This is a genomic window from Nocardia miyunensis NBRC 108239, from assembly GCF_001613065.1.
Lineage (GTDB): Bacteria > Actinomycetota > Actinomycetes > Mycobacteriales > Mycobacteriaceae > Nocardia > Nocardia miyunensis.
In genome coordinates this window covers 25,548-42,485 of the sequence record NZ_BDBQ01000027.1, presented here as the reverse complement: position 1 = coordinate 42,485, position 16,938 = coordinate 25,548, and the positions used below count along the sequence as shown (strand labels likewise).

Sequence of the window (16,938 nt, the reverse complement as noted above, 5' to 3'; positions counted from 1 at the left end):
AAGCGGCCCGCCGCGAAATCCCCGGGGAAGAAAGCCGCGTCGGCGAAGTCACCGGCCAAGAAGACCGCGCCCGCGCAGCGGGGCCGGTCGCCGAGAGGCGAATGCGGCACGGGTTCGCGGTTGTGGGCTCCTCGGCCCGGATGCGACGATCACGATCGGATCCGCCGCCCGGCCGGACCGAAGGGATCGAAAGTGCCGAGAATCGCCGAAGCGCGCGACGCCGCCGAGCCGAGTTCTCAGGAACAGCGCGCACGCCACGTCCGCATGCTCACCGCGGCAGCCGAACTGGCCTCGGAGAAGGAACTGGCCCGCGTGCAGATGCACGACGTGGCCAAACGGGCCGGTGTCGCGATCGGCACGCTGTATCGGTATTTCCCGTCCAAGACGCACCTGTTCGCGGCGGTGATGGTCGACCAGCTCGAACGGCTGGCGGGCAAGTCCGCCCGCACGCCCGCCCACGACTCACCGCAGGAGGCGATGCGCCGGGTACTGGTCCGGGCCACCCGCGGGCTGCTGCGCCAACCGGCGCTGTCCACGGCCATGGTCATGTCGACCGCCACCGCCAATCACGACCTGGTGCCCGACGCGGGCCGGGTGGATCGGCTGTTCCGGCAGATGCTGCTGGACGCGGCCGGTATCGCGCAGCCGACCGAGGTGGAGACGACCTCGGTGCGCCTGCTGATTCAGCTGTGGTTCGGCGTGGTGCAATCCTGTCTCAACGGCCAGATCTCGCTGTCCCAGGCGGAATCGGATATCCGCCGGGGCTGCGAGTTGCTGCTGGTGGACCTGCGCGATCCGCGCCGGACCGGACCGGACGATGCGGACGGCAGCGCTCCGGCCCGGTCGTGAGCACCGGCTCAGACCTCGAGGCCGTGGCGAATCACTTTTCCGGTTGCGTTGCGCGGTAACGGTTTCCAGGTGAAGCGCCAGCGGCTGGGCACCTTGAAATACGACAGCCGCTCGGCGGCGTAGCCACGCAGCTCGTCCTCGGTCACCGAGGCATCGGGGCGAAGGACCACGACGGCGGAGACCTCTTCACCGAGATCCTCGTGCGGGGTGCCGATCACGACGCATTCCAGGACGTCGGGGTGCTCGTCCAGGCATTGTTCGATCTCGGTGGGGTAGACGTTCTCGCCGCCGCGCAGGATCAGATCCGAACGTCGCCCGACCAGACGCAGCAGACCGTTCTCGACGATGCCGAAATCGCCTGTCCGAAGCCATCGTTCGGGTGTTATCGCCGCATCGGTGGCCGACCGATCCTCCCAATAGCCGAGCATCACATAGGGACTCCGCACGCAGACCTCGCCCTCGACGCCGTCGAGTACCCGATTCCCGTCCGGGTCACGGATTTCCAGGTTCACGCCGATGATCGGACGTCCCAGGGTCCCCGGAAACCGCTCGAGCTCGGCAGGAGTCGCGACCGCGACCGCGGTACTGCACTCGGTCAGCCCGTAACTGTCCACCAGGGCCTCTCGGGCGAACGGAACCTGTTCTCGCAGACGTTCTTTGAAGGCGATCGAGGACGGCGCGGAGGCCAGGGCGAAGGCGGTGAGCGAGGACAGATCATAGGCGTCGAAGTCGCCGTATTCGACCAGGCGTGCGGCCATCGCGGGCACCGCACCCCAATTCGTGACGCGCTCGCGTTCGATCAGGCGCAGCACCTCGGCCACATCGAAAGCGCCCTGATACATCACGACCGCGCTACCGGTGGCCAGTCGCGGAACGACCAGATTGTGCAGACTCGCGATGTGGAACAGCGGTGAGGTGAGCAGGTATCGCAGCGAACTGGGCGCATCAGGATCGTAGGACTGCCCGGTGAATGCGGCGAGCGCCGCGTCGTTGAACCGGTGGTAGTCGGCGACGGCCAGAATGTTCCGCTGCGAGTGCAGTGCGCCCTTGGGCCGACCGCTCGTGCCGCTGGTGTACACGATGGCCGCGGGGTCGTCCTCGTCGATCTCGGTATGCGGCAACGGAAATCCGGCATTGCGGGCGAAGATCGCGGGCAGGTCCTCGGCCATCGTGAGCACCGGGACACCGGTATCGGCCGCGGCGAGGACCGCGGCCCGCTTGGCATCGGCGACCACCACCGCGGGACGACTGTGCTCGATGCCGAACGCGACTTCCCGCTCCACCCACCAGCCGTTCATGCACACGGTGATCGCACCGAGCACCTGCGTGGCCCAGAAGGCGATCACCCACTCCGGCGCATTGGCCGCGTAGATCGCGACGCGATCGCCCTTCCCGACGCCGAAGTCGTCGCGCAGCGCGACCGCCAGCGCCGCGACCGCCGCCGCGTGCTCGGCATAGGAGACCCTGCGGTCGGCGGTCACCAGGTAATCCCGCTCACCCCACCGCAGCGACGCGGTCAACAACTCCCCCACCGCACGTCCACGATGTCGCATCACCGGCATTCGCGCGCCGAGCACCGACTCCTCGACGAGTTCGAACGGTCCCCCAGGTCCCATGAGCGCGGCCATCGCCAGGTTCGGATCCCGCGGTGAATCTGTTCCGCCACTCATCGTGATGACCTTTCGTCCCGCCAGTCCTACCCGCCACACGATCGCACCTGCACCCGCCGACGTCCCGGCCCGATACCACTGAGCGAGACGTCCGCAGGCGATCTGACACTGGCGCGCACCGGGCGAGGCGAGGAAGTAGGCGGTCTCGGCGATACAGGCCGGGGCAATGGCGTTGGCGGTCAGACCTTTCGGACCGACCTGCGCGGACAGACCCGCGGTCCACGCGGCCAGGGCCGCCTTCGCCGCACCGTACGCACAATCGATCCGCACTGCCGTTCACCAGCATCACCGGCACCGTGATTCGCTTCGTGTATCGCGCACCGTACTCGTCATCCTGCTGGCGAATTCGGTCCAGTGGCCGAAATACACTGTAGGTCAACCAGTTCGGCGGGATCTTCAGTGCGTGGGCGGGATAGCGACGTCGCCCGGCAGCCGCAGATCGCTGCTGCGCGGGTTGTAGTCGGCCTGCACCTTGTAGTACCGGCCGTCGGGTTTGTAGGCGGCGTAGAAGGTGAAGGCGTGCGCACCATCGCCGACCAGCGGCGCGCCCCGCACGAAACGCTCCAGCACCGGATCCAGATGTCCCGGAAATGTTTCCCGAGAGAACCTGCGCGGGAAGCAGATTCGCCGGACGCCGGGATCGGACCAGGAGAACGTGCGATAGATCGTGTAGGCGTGCGCACCCAGCGCGGCGAGCTCGGCATCGCTCGCCGGGGCGAAGTCGAGCTCACGCAGGATCGCGCCGATGTCCTCGGGCGGCAGCTGACCGGGAGCCAGCAGTTGCGAGTACAGATTCAGGGTCCGGCCGAGGAAATCCACCGCCACCAGAAGGAATTTCCCGCCGCCCCAGCGGGTCAGGTGTTCGGCGTTCGCCCGCACCGCCTCGGGCATACCCGGCAGCGCCGATATCGTTGGCACGTCGAGCATTTCGCCGAGGGCGAGCCAGACCTTCTGCACGCCGGTGCCCACCGCGACGTCGACGCCGAACTGCACCGGCACCGCATCGGCCACCGCGGCCAGTACCTGTTCGAGGGGATGCCCGGTGAACTCGAGCAGGCCCGCCTCCCGCAGCGCGACCGTCGGGTCGGCGGTGAAGTGCATGAACCGCACGTTGACTTCACGTTCGCCGACCGGCTCGTTCGTCGTCCGCACCGCCATCAGCGCGTCCGGGGCCACATCGGCCAGTACATCGAGTACCGGCTCGACGCGCGACGCGTCGTATCGCGCATCGGCCAGTCGCGCGTATTCCCGGAGATCGTCCCGCAGATGTTGAGTCACAGCAGATGTCGGCATCGGACCAGTTCACCTCGCGGGCGTAGCGGATATGTCGAGTCTGCGGCACAGGATATCTCCGCACCGATACCTACCGGCAAGTAACGAGTATTCCGGGACTCGGCGTCGCACCCGATCGACCAGCTCAACTTTCGTCATGCATGGCGATTCCTCAACGCGGACAACGCATTCGGCAGATCACGATCCGCCGTGCCGGGTTGCGGCCACGACGCCGCCGTCGACGAGGAGATCGGTGCCGGTGATGAACGAGGCATCGGGACCGAGCAGGAACGCCGCTGCCGCCGCGATGTCACCGGCGGTGCCCAGCCGCCCGGTTCCCGACGCCTCGACCATCGCCCGCATCCCGGCGCCGGACTCCCCCGCCAGCTCCCGACGTCCCATCACGGTGCTGATGACGCCCGGACTGATGCTGTTCACCCGAGCCCCGCGCCGCCCCCAGGCCAGGCTCGCGGCCTGCACCCGCACCTGATTCGCCCGTTTGGCGATGCTGTAGGCGGCGCCCGGATCCGCGAGGCCGGGCCCGGCCAGGAACGGCAGGTCGATCAGCTCTTCGGCGGCAGTCGTCGCCAACGCGGCCTCGACCTCTGCGGGCACGTGCCCGGTGGCGAACGTCCCGGCCATGCTCGCGATCACCACACCGGCCCCACCCGGCGCGACGACCTTCGCGAACTCATCCAGTACGAAGGCCACACCGACCATGTCGACCGCCAGAATCGCCGCGGTCGATGCCTGCACCGGAGACAGCCCGGCCGTATGCGCGACTGCGGTCACCGAGCCCAGCTCGCTGGCCTGCCCCGCCAGCGCCGCCACCGAATCACGCTGGGACACATCGACTTTCCACGGATGAACCCGATACCCGTCACCGTCCAGGGCGGCGGTGACGCGGTCGAGAATCCGCTCGTCGAAATCGGCCAGTACCACCTGCCGACCCGCACCGAGGCGACGCACGATGGCCTCACCCATACCACCGGCGCCGATGACCACCAGAACCTCGCTCATCGCACTCCCTAGCTAAATGCAATACGAATCGTCTCGCTTTTAGCGGAGACTACACGCCTCGTACGCTTGCGGCCATGACCCAGTCCCGCCGCGGCCCCAAACGCAACGAGGCGTCCCGCCGGGCAATCCTCGAGGCGACGCGCGACATCCTGCGAACCGACAGTTACGACCGGCTGTCACTCGACGGCATCGCCCGCCGCGCCGGCGTCGGGAAACAGACGATCTACCGCTGGTGGTCGTCGAAGGCCGCGGTAGTGGTCGACGCGGTCCTGGACGGTTTCATCCCGACCCCGCCCCTACCCGAACCGAGCGGATCCGATATCGCCGTGGCATTGCGCGAATGGCTCATGGCATTCCGTGAGCAAATCGCCTCCCCCATCGGCCGCACCCTCTCCCGCGCCCTCACCGGCGCGGCGGCCGTGGACGACACCGCCGCGACGCGCCTGTACACCCACTTCACCGGTCCGCTACGCGAACACCTGCGCGAGCGACTGGCCTCCGACGCCGAACTACGCCCCGACGCGGACCATCTCGCCGCCGCCGACGCACTGATCGGCGCGCTGATCTTCCTCGCCCTCTCCCGCCAGCCCGCCGAATCCGATCACCTCGACGGATTGCTCGACATCGTCCTCAACGGGCTACGCAAACCGACCGGTATCCGCTGAGTAGATCCGCACTGCACGTGTGGAATCGCGCGCGGGTAGTTCGAATCCGAATAGCGTTGCAGGACATCGTCGATCAGAGTGTGCGAGGTGATCACGCTCGAACCGGGCATCGCGAACTCCCTCCGGCGGAATGGTGGTGTACCAAATGGATTTCGAGTTACAGTTCTTGATTGTGGAGTTCCCGGAGCTCAATCCTCAACTCGCGCACACCGCACGGGTCTATGACTACTGGCTCGGCGGGCACGACAACTACGAGGCGGATCGCCGCGCCGGTACACGTTCGGAACAGGTCCATCCGCATGTACGGGTGACCGCGCGGCAGAATCGCAGTTTCATGTTGCGAGCCGCGGAATTCTGCGCGGGACAGGGCATTCGGCAATTCCTGGACATCGGGACCGGCATTCCCACCGAACCGAATCTGCATCAGGTCGTGCAGCGGATCGATCCGGCGGCGCGGGTGGTCTACGTGGACAACGACGCACTGGTCCTCGCCCACGCTCGGGCATTGATGACCAGTACTCCGCAGGGCCGCACCACATATGTGCACGCCGACGTCCGGAAGCCGGACTCGATCCTCACCGCGCCCGAACTGCTCGAAACCCTCGACCCGACCCTGCCGATCGCATTGTCGCTGATCGCCGTGATGCATTTCGTGGAGGATGAACACTCCCCCTATGAGATCGTCGGTCATCTCCTCTCGGCGCTCGCCCCCGGCTCCTATCTGGTAATGACCCACGCCACACCGGATTTCGGCCCCGAGATGGCGGAAGTCGAACGGATCTACCACGAATCCGGCATGCCGGGCCAGATCCGCACCCGAGACGAATTCGCCCGCTTCTTCACCGGCCTGGAATGGGTCGAACCCGCCCTGACCACCCCGCACAAATGGCGACCCGCCATCGCGCCACCGGACAAAATGGACAATCAAGTCCAGTTCTACGCCGGGGTCGCCCGCAAAATATGAACCCCCGCAACGGGTTCGAGAGCTGCCCCACCCGATCCGCGACACGTCCGGCGACGGTGTCACGGAACGGCGGGCAGCCGAAGTCGGCTTGCCCGGACAGGTCGGGCCCGGGGTAATACCAAGCCCGGCCTGTCTTCCCGGCAACGCCCGACACCGATCGGACCCACGCTGGACGACGAGCGAATGGTCGCCGAACTCGACCACATCTACGCCGCACTGCGCTGTGGCCGACACTCCGACCTGCTCCCGAGCCTGTCCGCCCACACAGCGCAGTCTCCGTTGAACGAACGAGTGGCCAGTCAGACGATGATCGTCCTCCACCGCAGCGGTCGCCAGGCTGACGCACTGGAGCACCATCACCGGCTACGTCGCCGCCTCGCCGATCCGCTCGAAACTCTGCGCCCTCGATACAGATCGCCTGTCCTGACACCCGCCAGGCGCGCGGGCACTGGGAAACAACAGATATCACCGCAGCGGGATAACCTGCGAAACCTGGCAGGTACTCGGATCGATGGCTCGCCGACGAACCGTCCCAGGAAGGGGCCGAGGAAGCGGCCACGTCGGGTTCCGGCCGACGCGGCCGCTTTGGCAGAGTGGAGACCGTGAACTCCTCCCCCGGGTCGACATATCAGCCGCGACCGATGTCCAGCCGCACCGCCTACATTCTCGGCGGCGTCGCAGTCGTGATCATCGTGGCGATCGTGGCGTATGCGATGCATTCGAGCAGCAGCAATAGTCAGAAGGTCCAGGAAGACGGGTACGGCCCGGTGCACGATCCGGCAGTGAGCGCGCTGCTCGACTCGGACGGCGCGATCGTGCTCGGTAAAACCAATCCGGCGAAGACGATCGATATGTACGAGGATCCGCTGTGCCCGAATTGCGGATCGCTCGAACACTATTACGGGCAGCAGATCGCCAAGGAGATCGATGCGGGCAACCTCGCCGTGCGGTATCGGATGGTGAACTTCCTGGATTCGGAGTCGGGCACCAAGGACTATTCGACCCGCGCCATCGCGGCCAGCGACTGTGTCGCCTCGGCGGGTGACGGCCCGGCGTTCTCGAAATTCCATCAGGCGCTGTTCACCACCAAACAGCCCAGCGAGCAGGGGGGCAGCCTCAGCAACGATCAGCTGGCAGCGATCGCCAAGGATGCGGGCGCCTCGGAGGACGTGCAGCAGTGCATCGCCAAGGGCGACCGCGTCGACGAGGCACGCGACCACGCCGAGACGGCGATGACGGCTCTCAAGGGCGCCGTCGGACAGGTGCAAACCCCGACCGTGCTCCAGGGCAGCACGAACGTGGACCTCGGTAGCTCGACCTGGGTGACCAGCCTTTCGAAATAGCCGTATTCGGCGCCGAACCGCCCGGACGGCAACCCCAGCCGCCCGGGCGGTGTCCATGGACCCCGCGGACACGCTCCGGGTCAGGGATCCTCATCGATCAGCGCCTCGTAGACCCGGTTGCGCGCATCGGCGATGGAGTTGACGGTCTCGCGCAGTTGCCCGGCCATCGCGGCGTAGCCGGATCCCGCGGGAGTCCGGTCTAGTTCGGATTCCAGGCGACGGCGGAGCTTGTCGAGCGCTGCGATTCGTTCGCGTTCCACGGCGACGTCGATGACGGTCGGCGCCGGCGGGCGGTCCGGATGCGACATGTGCGGTGTCCTGTGGATCGCTACCGGACGGACGTCCGGCTGCAAGGCGAGCATCAGTGAATCCCCCTCAGCGACTTGGATTTTCAATAACAAGGCAGCCTGGCGGCTCGTTCTCGGGCGTCATGGATGCCAGCTCCGGACGGACGAACGCGCCATGTTCGATCGGATAGGTCAGGTCGACGGTGGACGGGTGCGGTGGTGCGGAAACACTTGCGGGACAGGGCCATAGGGCATCGAACGCCTCGATATCGGTGCGCGGAAACAGATATCGCTCACCCTCGCGGAGGGTGGTGTGCTCATCGCCGGTGGGACTCTTCCAGCGTAGCCGATCGGCATCGACGCGGTGGATCCGCCACGACGTCTCGCCCCGATCCGCCGCCGCCTTCAGACGATGATGACGTGTACACAACACGGCGAGGTTCGCCAGGACCGTCCCCCGGCGCGCGGCATCGAACGGAACACTGTGGTCCAGTAGCGATTCCGACGACGGCATGGTGCACCCCGGAAAACGGCACATCCCGTCGAGCGCGCGAACATCCCGCTCCTGCCACTGCGCCGGATCGGGCCGAGCGGACTCCTCCGGGCTGGTCGGATCCTCGATTCGCTCCGGAATCACTTGGAACCGAGCGTATTCCGCGATCCGGCGGACCAGCGCCGCATCGATCGGGCCATAGCCCGACAGGTGAGCCGGGGCATCCCCCTCGCCCAGGAGCGTCTCGGCGGGCACGCCGATCTGGATCAACGGCCGACGTGACGGCTCGGATTCCGGTGCGGTGCAGCCTTTCCCGCGGCCGCAGGCGCAACGCAGGCGCTGTGAGCCATCGGCCAGCGCCACCAGCGCATCGGCTCGCCGCTGCGGCATCGTGCGCGGATCGGCCTGGCACACTTGCAGACTCATCTCGCGCAAACGCATCGCGACCGTCTGCGCGCCCACCGCGGGCAATAGACCGTCGAAGACCGCCATACCGTCCTGCACGGCCTTGATGCGCACATCACGATCGCCCTCGCGCCGCTCGCGCCGACGACGCTCCCCCGCGGGATCGAGCCTGGCCACCCAACGCCGCACCGTCTGCCGCAGCCGCGCGGGCGGGAGCCGCTCCGCTACCTCGATCAGCGTCGGCTCGATATCGGCGAGCAACTCCTCCGGCAGATCCCGCACGTTCTCCACCAGAACCTGCGCCCGCGCCAGATCGATCCGCCCCGAGACGAACGCCTCCCGAATCCGCGGCAGCCGATCGAGCCCGATCCCGATATCGATCAGCCCCGCCGCAACCGCCTCGGAGATCTGCACCGCCATCGACGCCTCAGCCGCGGCGAACTCCACCCCTTGCTCCGCCCGCCGCCGATACAACTCCCGCACGGCCAGCACCTCGGCAGCCTGCGCGAACGCCGCCGCCCCATGCGCCCGCCGCACCGCGTCGAGCAGCCCCTCATCAGTCATCCCCCGAAGCTCTCCGCTATCGAACATGTGTTCGACTCTACCTTTCGAACACCCGTTCCACCACCCCGTTATCCAGGCGATTTGGTAGCAATTACCCGCGTGGTGTAACTTCGTTCAAGCCGAAGGGGAACACCCGGAAGCACACCACGGGGCTATGGCGCAGCTGGTAGCGCACCACACTGGCAGTGTGGGGGTCAGGGGTTCGAGTCCCCTTAGCTCCACCTTGGGGGTCTTACTAGAACACGGCCCCAAAGTAATGCCGTGCAGCAGGACGTCAACGCCACCGCTTCCTTGTGAAGGGGTGGCGTTGCTGGTTTCTGGGGGCTGGGCGTTCGGGTCGGCGGGGGCGGGTTGGTTGGTTCGCCGGGCGTGTTGGATGGCGTGGAGACGGCTGAATGGTTCGCGCATGCTGTGGTCGGTGATCTGTTCGTCGTCGATGTACAGGGCGTGGAAGATGGTCTGGTTCAGCATCCGACGCTGTTGATCGTTGCATCGGCGATATAACGCTTGTGGGTCTTCGAGTAGTTCGAGTGCCATCTCGATGAGTCTGGCGCTGTCGGACAGGTTCTCGGTTGTGGTGGTCATCCGCTGGGTCAGGCGTTGGCGGTCGCGGGCGATCTCGCGAAGTTTGGCTTTGATCTTGGGCTGCGGTGTGGTGGCGTCGGCGGCCAACTCGATCAGATTGTCTTCGCGGGTGTCCAGTACTTGCAGTTCGGCAGCGAGTTGCTTGTGCAGTAGCCGCTCGGCGACGTCCTGCTCCTCGACCACACTGCCGATGTGCGCGCGGACTTCCAGGATGAACTGCGGGCTGAAGCGAACAGTGGCGTAGTGGGCTTCGACCGCGTCTTCGACGAGCGCGACGTTGATGTGCGGTGCGTCGCAGGTGCCGTTCTGTCTGTTGCGGCAGAAGAAGTAGGTGTATTCGGTGCCCCGGGACTTGACGACGTGCTGGACGATCATGCGCTGAGTGATGCCGACTCGTTTACAGCGCTGGCAGAACAGCGACCCCTTCAGGTAGTGGTGATGCACCCGCCGACGCTCGCGGGCTGTGGTGCGCGAGTCGATGACGTCTTGAACCCGTTCGAACAGGTCTTCGTCGATCAGGGGCTCGTGGCGGCCCCGGATTTCCTCGTCGTCGTAGTGCACGTAACCGAGGTAGTAGCGGTCCCGCAGCATCTGGGACAGCTTGTTGATCGATACTTGTTTGGCGGGATGTTTCAGGGTGGGCCGGGTCCGAAGGCCACGGTCGTAGAGTTCTTCGGACAACTCGTCGAGGGTGTAGGCGTTGGTGGCGTACAACTCGAAGGCGAGCTTCACCAGCGGCGCGCGTTCCGGGTCGACGGCGATGGTGCGGATCTCGCGGCCGTCGAATCGGTCGATCACGTTCAGGTAGCCCAGGCGGGCGCGGCCGATGGTGCCTCCGTTGCGGACCTTCTGCCCCATCTTGTAGGCGATGTCGGCTCCGGATTCGCGCGATTGGTATTCGTTGAAGGTGGCCAGGATGCCGTGCATGAGCTGACCAACGGGTGAGTCGTCGATATTCTCGGTGGCCGACACGAGCGTGACGCCACGTTTGCGGAGATCCGCCATGACAACAGCGTCATCGAGACGGTTACGCGCCATGCGGGACAGCTTGTAGACGATGACGTAGTCGACATCGCGGGCGGTGCGTACACGGGACAGCATCTGCTGGAAAGCAACTCGTTTCGACATTTCGGTCGCCGTGCGTCCCGGCTCGATGTATTCGTCCACGATGGTCAGGCCGAGTTGTTCCGCCTTGTTCTGGCACTTGACGCGCTGGGCGGGAATGGAGATACCTTCGGGATCGTAGTCGGTCTTGACTTGACCGGACGAGGACACTCGCAAGTAGATGACTGCCCGGGTTCCCGGTTCCACCGCCGTCGTCGACACGGTGTGGGCAGTTGTGGCGGCGACTTCTTCCGGAGACCACTCGTCGTCGAGTTCCGCGTAAGCACTGGCCATGAAGCACTCCTTCTTTTTCGGTCGCAAACAGCGGTCTCGACTGCACGGAAGCATCACCCGACCTCGGGATGTCGAGCGGATCTATTCGTACGGAAACAAGAGTGTCGCTATCTGCCGTTATATCAGACAGATATTTTATTTTATCAAATCTGTCGATATTTCTATGCCACCTTCAAATGTCCTTCTGGCGGATCGTCGTCGATCGAGATTATTGTCTCGTCAGGTGTGGTCGAGTTCATTTCGTCATCGATGGACGCAAATGATTCGGCCAGGCTGACGATCACCGCAGCCAGTTTGCGAGCGTCTGGTGGGTCGTGGCGAGAACCGCGTACTACAACCCGGTGATAGCTGATTTCGGATTGCCTTTTCTTGTGACGCCCTTTTCGTGAAGTCATGGCTGGGCTTCCTTCGTTTGTTACGCGTCGGGCATGGCGTCGTTGAGTCGGCGATAGACGGACGTCTGTCCTGATGGCAAGGATCTGGCTCATGCCGCGTCCGGTACGTCGATGAACACGTCCCTCTCGGTATCGGTGTCGTTGGCGGTGTCGCGGTCTGCGTCGTCGGCGTTGTCGTTGGCGGGGTCGGTGAATGGTCGCAGCGACGGCAGCCCGCTGAGATCGACTTCGATATCGACATCGTCGCTGTCCTCGTCGAAGGCAGTGAGTTCGCTCGGATCAGTCGTCATCAAGGCGTGTTCGGCGGGTGAGGCGAGAGAGGCGAACACGGCACGGTCGGTGCCGCCGACAGCCAGGAGGCCGCTGCCTTGGGCGGCGGTGAGTAGGAATTGTCTCTCTCCGTCCGAGAGCTGGAAGGCGGTGGCGATTTCGTCGGCGGCGGAGACGGCTTGGCGGAGCAGGATTTGGGTGGCGGCGTTGGCGACGATGGCGCGGCCCAGGTCGGTGGAGAGCATGTCGGCGCAGTCCTGGGTGGCCACGCTGAGCCCCGCCCAATACTTGCGGAAGCTTTTCGCTGCCCGGTAGAGGTATGCGGCTCCGGCGGGTTGGCGCATGAGCAGCCATGCCTCGTCGACGGTGACCATCCGGGGTCGCCGGGTTGCCGGGTCGCTGACGCGCCGCCAGGTCGCGTCCAGGACCAGCAGGGTCGCGATCGTGCGGAGTTCGTCGGGGACTTGGCGCAGGGAGTACACGATCATCGGGCCGTCCGGGGTGGTGGTGGGGCCGTCGATCAGTCCAGCGTGGGTGCCGTTGCCGACGTAGGGGTGCAGCGCGGTGGCGAGCTCGTCGGCGGCTGGGGTGGCGAGGTGGGTGAGTTGTTCGGCCAGCATGCTCAGGGTCGGCGCTGGCCGGGTCCAGGTGGCGGGGTCTGGGCTGATCCCGGCGGCGGTGTAGGTGGCGGTCAGGGCGGTGTCCAGGGCGGCGCGTTGGGCGGGTGTGGGTTCCCCGGCCAGGACTCGGATGAGGGTGTGCAGGAACAGTTTTCGACGGTTCAATGCGTCGCGTGGGGCGGTGCGGCGGCCGTCGGGGCGGGTGTGGATGTCCAGGTCGAACGGGTTGAGCCGCACCCCGGGCTCGCCGAGGGGAATGTGGACACCGCCCACCGCTTCGGCCAACGCCCGGTATTCGTCCTCGGGATCGATCACGATCTGCTCGATACCGCGATACAGCGAACGCAGGATCTCGGTCTTGATCAAATACGATTTCCCGGCCCCACTGCGGCCCAGGACGACCATGTTGTGGTTGTGGGCGTCGGCGGAGAATCGGTCGACGAACGCTAAGCCTCCGGCGGCGTCGCGTCCGTAGAGCACTCCTGTGGGTCGGCTGGCCGCGATCGGGTCGAGGGTCGGCAGTTGTGGCGAGTCGAAGGGGAATGCCGCGGCGAGGGCACCGGTGTCGAAGGTGCGGCGCATCACGATCAGATCCAGGCCGATCGGCAGTGTGCTGGTCCAGGCTTGGGCCGTGCGGTAGGCCAGGGTGCAGGTGTCCATCAGCAGGCTCGCGGCCAGCGCCCGCACCGCGGCGACCTCGTCGGCGAGTTCGTCTTGCGAGTCGGCGTGCACGGTCAGGTAGATCCCGACCCGGTACAGGCGTGCCTCGGCGCGCGCGACCCTTGCTGCCAGGTCGGCGGCGTCTTCGACGGCGACCTCGACCTGCGGGTCGGCGGGCCGTCCGTGGGTGGTGTCGTGCATGCGGGAGGACTCGAGCCGGGCGAACTGGTGCTTGAGCCGGGTCGCGGCGGTGACCGGGTCGATCGGGTCGACGTGCACGGCGACATCGACCCGCCCGGGGTGCGACAGCAACGGGCCGAGCCATCCGGCGGTGATCTCGCGGGGGTATCCGGTCACGGCGAGGGTGGCGATCCAGTCCGAGCCGACTTCGAGGTGCCGGGTTGCGATCGACAGCGACTCCGGGACGATGCCCGCTGCCGGGGTGTCGGGCAGGGTGTCGGCGACGTCGGGGTCGGGGTATTGGGTGGGGTCGGTGGTGATGATCGCATCGCGGTCGGCGGTGTCGGCGGTGGCGGGTACGAGGCTGCCGGGGTTGGTGCAGCTGGCCAGTACAGCGCCCGCTTGCTGTTCGTCCAGGGCGGTCACGCTGACTCCGAGCGGGGCCAGCAGGTCGGTGGCTTCGCTCAGACGGCGCAGCAGCCGGGATTCGGCCGCGCGTCGCGCGGCAGCGGACAGGCGGACGCGGGCCCGGCGGCGGCCGGGCAACAGACCGCTCAGTGTCGCGGTCGGCGACAGTCCGCCGGTGGGGGTTGTGGTCGGTTCGCGCCACACCAGCAGGATCTGGTGGTGGATCAGGTTTTCGTTCGCGGCCAGGTGGGCGAGGTGCCCGGCGTGGTCGTGGGCGGCGGCGGCGAGGTCGGGTGACATGTCCGCCGAGGCGGTGTCGAGGCGGCTCAGGTGGCCGGTGATGTCCAGGCGGGCGGAGCGGATGAGGATCTGGACGGGTTGGCGCAGTGTGTGGAGCCAGCCGGTGAGCTGGGCGACGAGGCTGTCCTGCTCGGTCGCTGTCCTCAGCGACAGGTTGATGGTGCTGGCGGCGGCGATGATCGCCAGTCCATCGGTTACGAGGTCGACGAAACCGATCTCGCCTCCACCGGCTGTGACCGTCTGCGGCAGGCGCAGCGCCTGCGCCGACAACCCGGCGGGGGCCGGTGGGCGCGGCTGGCCCCGTGCGGCGCGGTGGGTGATCCAGCGGGGCGCGGCCGGGATGCGGTCGGCCCCTTCGGGGGCGGGTACCAGGTGCCGGGGCCGCTGGCCGATCGCGGCCCAGGCGAGTTGGTCGGCCGAGAGGCCATCGCGGCGGACCAGGACCGCGACCGTGACCAGGGTGCCGATCAGTCCCGCACCGACCAGGAACACCGGAGGGGCGATCACCGTCCGGGTGAGGTTCCAGGCCGCATACAAGCCCAGCACGGTGACCGCCAGAACAGCGACCTGCCGCGCGGTGAACGGGCCGAGCAACTTGTCGCCCCGCTCGACATCGGCGGGAATACGCACGGGGGTCGTCATCGAGAGCCTCCTTTAGGTGCACGGCGGCGCACGGGCAGATCCGGCAACGGCAGATGAAGCTGCCGCCCCTGCGAGGACCCCGATGCCGGGGCCGGTGCCGGGGGTGGGGGTGGCGTGCTCGAGGCCGGGGCGGGCCGGACACGAGCGACGCGGATCGGCAGCGGGTACTGACCGTTCCGCAACGGCCGCAGACGCGCATACGGGTCCGGTGGGGTGAACTCGAACGCCAACTGCTTGCCGCGCTCACGGGGCGAGGTCCGAGTTCGTGACGGTGACGAGGCGGGCGGCGCCGGGGCCGGGGCCGGGGCGGAGGCTGGGCGTGCGCGGGTCACCGGGATCGGCAGCCGGTATTGACCGTCGCATCCGGCGCGGATCCCCCGGTACGGGTCCGGCGGACGGAAGTCGAACGCGAGCTGACGGCCCTGCGGCGCCCGAGTCGCCGCGGGCTTGGGTGCCGTGGCCGGGGAGGCTGGGGGCGAGGGTTTGCGGGGGACTCGGCGTACCCCTTCCAGGGGCAGCATGAGCTGCCCGTCGCGGGTGGCGCGCACCCGCGCGTACGGGTCCGCCGTCTTGGGCTGGGCGGGCCGCTTGAGCGGGCGGCGGCGGGTCGGCTTGGGTTTCTCGCTCGGCTTGGCCTTCGGTGCGCCTGCACCTTTGAGCAGGCCGAGGGTCTTGTAGGTGAGATAGCTGCGGATGACCGATCCGGCCAGAGTGCGACTCTGGCCGATCTTCAACGTGGACAGCAGCCAGTACGGGGTCTTGGCCAGCACTCCCATCAGCGCGATCCCCATGATCAGGTCCACCAGACCATTGGCGTTCGGGCCGAAGATGTTCCATCCCCCTGGAGTCAGGAACACCCGCACGACGGTGACCAGCACCAGCGACTGCACCACCTGAATCGCCAAGCAGGCCCCGAACGAGCGCCACCACCACCGCGCGATCGCCTCGACCCCGGGCAAGGCGTGACACATCAGCGCCAATGGAGCTCCGACAACCAGGACGATGGTGATCGCGACGCGCACCGCATACGAGACCAGCAAGATCACCACGATCACCACGAGCGCGAGCTGGAGCATGATCAGGAACGTCGTGGATTGGGTCGTGTCGAGTTCGACCAGTTGCCGCAGTGCCGCGCCGGTCGTGTTCGGGTCGACCCCGTGACCGCCCACCGCTTGGGCCAGGGTGTTGGCGAATCTGATTGCGGCGGTGGCGATCAGCATGCTGAGCGCACCGGCACCGAACCCGATCGCCAGGCGCGGGACCAGCTCGCGGGCCGACCACCGCGTCTGCGCGGTCTCGTGGACCATCAGCAGCACACCCGAGGCCATCACCACCAGCGCATACATCGCCAGCACCAGCGCCCAGGACGAGTTCCACAACTCCCCGATCTGCGGGAGATCGGCCGGGTTGGGGGTGGTGAGCAGGGTGCGGGACAACACGTCCAGCAGCGGGTTCAGCGCCGAGGCGACCAGACTGGCGAAGAATCCATTGATCGCTTTCTCCACGCACCCCGAGATGTTCGTCAGCCCGCAATTGGTCTGCCCGTCCCCCGAGGAGTCCGGCGTGCTCGGCGTGTTCGGGTCGGTGTCGTCCGGGTAGGCCGGGGTCGGGGTCACCGAGTCCGGGATCTGCGGGGTCACCGGATTCGGGTTGACTCCACCCGGATACGCGGGATTCGGCGCGGCCGGGTTCGGGGTGTCCGGTCCCGGAGTGGCCGGGGTCGGGGTCACCGGGGCCGGGCTGACCGTGCCCGGCGACTTGGGAGTGGGTGTGGGTGAGACCGACTGCGGGGCGGAGGGCCGGATGGGGTCCGCGGGCGGCACGGGCGGGGTCTCGATCGCTGCCGGAGACGGCGGCGGGCTCGGTGGCTGCGCGCCCGCGTCGCTGGCGGTGCACGCTGCCAGCACAGCCACCGCGAGAACTAGCACGGCCATCGCGACGGCGCGCA

At 67.0% G+C, this 16,938-nt stretch carries 13 protein-coding genes, 1 tRNA gene and 1 pseudogene; 6 read left to right on the top strand and 9 right to left on the bottom strand.

The annotated features are described in order from the left end of the window. The first annotated feature begins 192 nt into the window (after positions 1–192). A complete protein-coding gene (locus tag NM2_RS10625; RefSeq protein ID WP_067667141.1) occupies positions 193–849 on the top strand; it encodes a TetR/AcrR family transcriptional regulator in 657 nt (218 codons plus the stop codon). 8 nt (positions 850–857) lie between these two features. On the opposite strand, the gene casG is transcribed toward NM2_RS10625, so the two are convergent. From casG to NM2_RS10610, 3 genes are all read right to left on the bottom strand, one after another. Continuing rightward, positions 858–2,477, bottom strand: coding sequence for a steroid-24-oyl-CoA synthetase (gene casG, locus NM2_RS10620; RefSeq protein WP_067667305.1), 1,620 nt, complete (start codon positions 2,475–2,477; stop codon positions 858–860). 438 nt (positions 2,478–2,915) lie between these two features. After that, positions 2,916–3,812 (bottom strand): aromatic prenyltransferase, encoded by an 897-nt coding sequence (locus tag NM2_RS10615; RefSeq protein WP_084530700.1) that lies wholly within the window; start codon positions 3,810–3,812, stop codon positions 2,916–2,918. A gap of 177 nt (positions 3,813–3,989) precedes the next feature. Further along, positions 3,990–4,811, bottom strand: coding sequence for an SDR family oxidoreductase (locus NM2_RS10610; protein WP_067667137.1), 822 nt, complete (start codon positions 4,809–4,811; stop codon positions 3,990–3,992). A 74-nt stretch (positions 4,812–4,885) separates the two neighbouring features. Between NM2_RS10610 and NM2_RS10605 the strand changes: the two genes are divergently transcribed. The 4 genes from NM2_RS10605 (at position 4,886) to NM2_RS10595 (ending at position 7,783) form a co-directional block, all read left to right on the top strand. Further along, positions 4,886–5,476: a TetR/AcrR family transcriptional regulator gene (locus NM2_RS10605; RefSeq protein ID WP_067667135.1), complete on the top strand. Its 591-nt coding sequence runs from the start codon at positions 4,886–4,888 to the stop codon at positions 5,474–5,476. A 145-nt stretch (positions 5,477–5,621) separates the two neighbouring features. Further along, a complete protein-coding gene (locus NM2_RS10600) occupies positions 5,622–6,440 on the top strand; it encodes an SAM-dependent methyltransferase (RefSeq protein ID WP_067667303.1) in 819 nt (272 codons plus the stop codon). 129 nt (positions 6,441–6,569) lie between these two features. Next, entirely contained in the window at positions 6,570–7,046 is a 477-nt protein-coding gene (locus tag NM2_RS52945) for a BTAD domain-containing putative transcriptional regulator (protein WP_084530698.1), read from the top strand. Next, positions 7,043–7,783, top strand: coding sequence for a DsbA family protein (locus NM2_RS10595; protein WP_245717945.1), 741 nt, complete (start codon positions 7,043–7,045; stop codon positions 7,781–7,783). Before NM2_RS52945 ends, NM2_RS10595 begins: the two co-directional genes overlap by 4 nt. 80 nt (positions 7,784–7,863) lie before the next feature. Here the strand turns inward: NM2_RS10595 and NM2_RS10590 are convergent, their stop codons facing one another. Continuing rightward, positions 7,864–8,145, bottom strand: a complete 282-nt coding sequence (locus NM2_RS10590) for a hypothetical protein (protein WP_067667131.1) — start codon at positions 8,143–8,145, stop codon at positions 7,864–7,866. A gap of 13 nt (positions 8,146–8,158) precedes the next feature. Beyond that, positions 8,159–9,532, bottom strand: coding sequence for an HNH endonuclease signature motif containing protein (locus tag NM2_RS10585; protein WP_067667129.1), 1,374 nt, complete (start codon positions 9,530–9,532; stop codon positions 8,159–8,161). 148 nt (positions 9,533–9,680) lie between these two features. Between NM2_RS10585 and NM2_RS10580 the strand changes: the two genes are divergently transcribed. Next, a tRNA-Ala gene (locus NM2_RS10580) sits at positions 9,681–9,753 on the top strand. 664 nt (positions 9,754–10,417) lie between these two features. Here NM2_RS10580 and NM2_RS52940 read toward each other — a convergent pair. The 4 genes and pseudogenes from NM2_RS52940 to NM2_RS10565 form a co-directional block, all read right to left on the bottom strand. Beyond that, a pseudogene (locus NM2_RS52940) lies at positions 10,418–11,515 on the bottom strand (recombinase family protein); the annotation flags it as partial. 161 nt (positions 11,516–11,676) lie between these two features. Then, positions 11,677–11,910, bottom strand: a complete 234-nt coding sequence (locus tag NM2_RS48925; protein ID WP_157121025.1) for a hypothetical protein — start codon at positions 11,908–11,910, stop codon at positions 11,677–11,679. A gap of 89 nt (positions 11,911–11,999) precedes the next feature. Next, positions 12,000–14,990 (bottom strand): PrgI family protein, encoded by a 2,991-nt coding sequence (locus tag NM2_RS10570; protein WP_084530694.1) that lies wholly within the window; start codon positions 14,988–14,990, stop codon positions 12,000–12,002. Next, positions 14,987–16,903 carry a TrbL/VirB6 family protein gene (locus NM2_RS10565; protein ID WP_157121024.1) on the bottom strand — a complete coding sequence of 639 codons (1,917 nt, stop codon included), beginning with the start codon at positions 16,901–16,903 and terminating at the stop codon, positions 14,987–14,989. Before NM2_RS10565 ends, NM2_RS10570 begins: the two co-directional genes overlap by 4 nt. Positions 16,904–16,938 lie beyond the last annotated feature (35 nt).

Bases quoted from the DNA above. Each gene is read 5' to 3' on its own strand.
- casG (WP_067667305.1), bottom strand. From the start codon at position 2,477: ATGGCCGCGCTCATGGGACCTGGGGGACCGTTCGAACTCGTCGAGGAG.
- NM2_RS10615 (WP_084530700.1), bottom strand. From the start codon at position 3,812: ATGCCGACATCTGCTGTGACTCAACATCTGCGGGACGATCTCCGGGAA.
- NM2_RS10610 (WP_067667137.1), bottom strand. From the start codon at position 4,811: ATGAGCGAGGTTCTGGTGGTCATCGGCGCCGGTGGTATGGGTGAGGCC.
- NM2_RS10605 (WP_067667135.1), top strand. From the start codon at position 4,886: ATGACCCAGTCCCGCCGCGGCCCCAAACGCAACGAGGCGTCCCGCCGG.
- NM2_RS10600 (WP_067667303.1), top strand. From the start codon at position 5,622: ATGGATTTCGAGTTACAGTTCTTGATTGTGGAGTTCCCGGAGCTCAAT.
- NM2_RS10590 (WP_067667131.1), bottom strand. From the start codon at position 8,145: ATGCTCGCCTTGCAGCCGGACGTCCGTCCGGTAGCGATCCACAGGACA.
- NM2_RS10585 (WP_067667129.1), bottom strand. From the start codon at position 9,532: ATGACTGATGAGGGGCTGCTCGACGCGGTGCGGCGGGCGCATGGGGCG.
- NM2_RS48925 (WP_157121025.1), bottom strand. From the start codon at position 11,910: ATGACTTCACGAAAAGGGCGTCACAAGAAAAGGCAATCCGAAATCAGC.
- NM2_RS10570 (WP_084530694.1), bottom strand. From the start codon at position 14,990: ATGACGACCCCCGTGCGTATTCCCGCCGATGTCGAGCGGGGCGACAAG.